This window comes from Pseudodesulfovibrio pelocollis (genome assembly GCF_030282845.1).
In the GTDB taxonomy this organism is placed as follows: Bacteria; Desulfobacterota; Desulfovibrionia; order Desulfovibrionales; family Desulfovibrionaceae; genus Pseudodesulfovibrio; species Pseudodesulfovibrio pelocollis.
This window is the reverse complement of sequence record NZ_JASTWE010000094.1, coordinates 1-2337: the sequence shown is the minus strand read 5'-3', so window position 1 is coordinate 2337 and position 2337 is coordinate 1. Positions and strand designations below refer to the sequence as shown.

The 2337-nt window shown below is 60.2% G+C and carries 3 protein-coding genes; 2 read left to right on the top strand and 1 reads right to left on the bottom strand.

The window, feature by feature from the left end:
• Positions 1-44 precede the first annotated feature (44 nt).
• Positions 45-572 (top strand): hypothetical protein, encoded by a 528-nt coding sequence (locus QQS14_RS16280; RefSeq protein ID WP_285908071.1) that lies wholly within the window; start codon positions 45-47, stop codon positions 570-572.
• Between the two features lies 1 nt (position 573).
• Positions 574-1017, top strand: coding sequence for a hypothetical protein (locus QQS14_RS16275; protein ID WP_285908070.1), 444 nt, complete (start codon positions 574-576; stop codon positions 1015-1017).
• A gap of 40 nt (positions 1018-1057) precedes the next feature.
• Here QQS14_RS16275 and QQS14_RS16270 read toward each other — a convergent pair whose 3' ends face one another.
• Positions 1058-2293 carry an ABC transporter permease gene (locus tag QQS14_RS16270; protein WP_285908069.1) on the bottom strand — a complete coding sequence of 412 codons (1236 nt, stop codon included), beginning with the start codon at positions 2291-2293 and terminating at the stop codon, positions 1058-1060.
• Between the last annotated feature and the right edge of the window lie 44 nt (positions 2294-2337).

Here is a 2337-nt window from a genome sequence, read left to right as displayed (position 1 = left end):
TGCTCAACGCGGGCCAAGACAACACAAGGGAAAGGAGACAACCCATGAGCGAAGAACAGGGGCAACACATCGGTGACGATCAACTGGTCTACGGGATGCCCAAGCGGATGGTCGGGATCGCCGGGGAAGCCTCGCGAAACAATGAGGAGACAAAGGGATACTATTGGACTTTCCATCCCAAGCCCAATGCTTGTGACAGATGCAAGGCAATGTCGGCGTGGAAATTTCCGCAACTACCACAAAGGCCTCACCCAAATTGCAAGTGTGAGATCCGGAAGCATCCTATCGGTGTCAACATCATGGGATTACTGAAAGGATACGAGGCCCACGATACACATTCTTTCTCGGCGGGCCAAAAAATCACGGTTGAAGTCAGAAACATTGGGGCTTTTGCCGCAGGTGCCAATATTCAGGCCGATAACGACGAGTGGAAACAAACAGGAACGATCATTCCTGGTCGTTCTGCGACTGTAGTCTTTACCAAATTTGGAGAAATTCCCTTGCCTTGGAGGATTCACATTGTGTACAAGGCGGGTGACAATTCAACCCTGTTGTATTTCATCCGAGGATGACGTGAAGATTGCGGCATTGCTCCTGGCCATTGCATTGTTCACCCCCTTGAACACCTTGGCACAATCCACTCTGGCTCTCTCCTGCCCCGATGTCGCCAAAATCGAGGCGTGGCGGCTGCGCGGTGAGATGTGGCACTGCCCGTCGAAAGACGGGTATAGCTATGTCGTCGTGGTTTTCTTGACAAAAAATGCCCAGGAGCGAATGGCCGAGATTCTCGAATCGACCCCGGAGGCCCTGTTCATGGTCGATGACTGCCGTGTCCGCGCCAAACACATACAGATACTTGCCAACGGGCAACTCGTGCCGAGCGACTCGCCGACCTCGGACACCTTCAGGGGCGAACTGGCGATCATAAGCAGAAAAACGAAAGAGGGAGCCTTTGCGGCCGCCAAGCAGATATGCCCCGACAAAGCGCCGACGGTCATGCTCACTGACGGCAGTTGAGGGAGGCTGCCCGTGAATCGCTCTTGAAAGGAAGCGCCTGCTACCCCTCGCCGCGCATGGCCTGGATGGGGTCGAGCCCGGCGGCCTGGCGGGCGGGCTTGAGGCCGAAGATCAGGCCCACGGCCTGGGAACCGGCCAGGGCCATGAAGAACGCCTTCCACGAAAACTGGATGGTCAGGATGTCCAGGCGCGACAGGAACTGGCCGAGCCCCAGGCCCAGGAACAGCCCAAGCACCCCGCCCAGCAGCGTCAGGGCGCACGCCTCCACCAGAAACTGCCACATGATGGCCGAGCCGCGCGCGCCAAGCGCCTTTTTTAGCCCGATCTCCTCGGCCCGCTCGCTGACGCTGATGGAAAACAGATTGGCCAGCACGAAACCGCCCACCAGCATGGCGATGGTGGCCGTCACCCCCAGGAAGATGGACAGCCCGCCCTTGAACATGCTCAGAAATTTCAGAATCTCGTCTGCCGTCAATATGGTGAAGTCGTCGTCCGCGCCCGGCTCCAGGTGGTGCAGCGCGCGCAGGAGCGAGCGCAGATTCTCCACATGCGCCTCCATGTGCTCGGGCTCGTAGAACTTCACCCGCAGGGCGCGAAAATAGTTCCTGTCCAGATTGTACCGCTGCATCATGGTGTTCAGCGGAATGACCACGCGATTGTCAATGTCGCTGCCGCCGCCCGTGGTCATGCCCCGATAGGCCAGCCTGCCCACCACCTGATACGGGATGTTGTTGATGAACACCACCCGGCCCACCGGCGACTCGTCCCCAAACAACTCCCTGGCAGGCTTGTCGCCAAGGAGCGCCACCTTGGCCCCGCCCGTCTCGTCATCTACCGTGATGTCGCGGCCCTCGGCCAGCGGCCAGTCCCAGGCCAGGGCGTAATCCTCGGTGGTGCCGACCACCTGCACGTCCTGCACGTTTCGGCTGCCCGCCTTGACCGTCTGCCCGCCCTGCGACCGCATGGGCAGCACCGCCTTGACCCCCGGCAACGAGTCGCGCACCTGGCGGACATCGTCGCGGCTCAGGGTCATGGTGCGCATGCCCACCGCCCGCATCATCACGTTGCCGCCAAAGACCAACGCCGCGTCCGGGCCGAACATATCCACTATCTCCACGGCCTTGCGGTTGGCACCGTCCACCGCCGTGACGATCAGGGTCAGACTCGCAATCCCGAAAGCCACACCCACAACCACGAAAAACGAACGCAGCTTGAAGGACCAGACAGCCCCCAAACCCATGCCCGCCACCCGCGCGTATACTCGTAGTGCCTTCATCGTGTGTGGTGCCTCCGGCGGCCAGGGGGGAAGGGGAAAGGGTT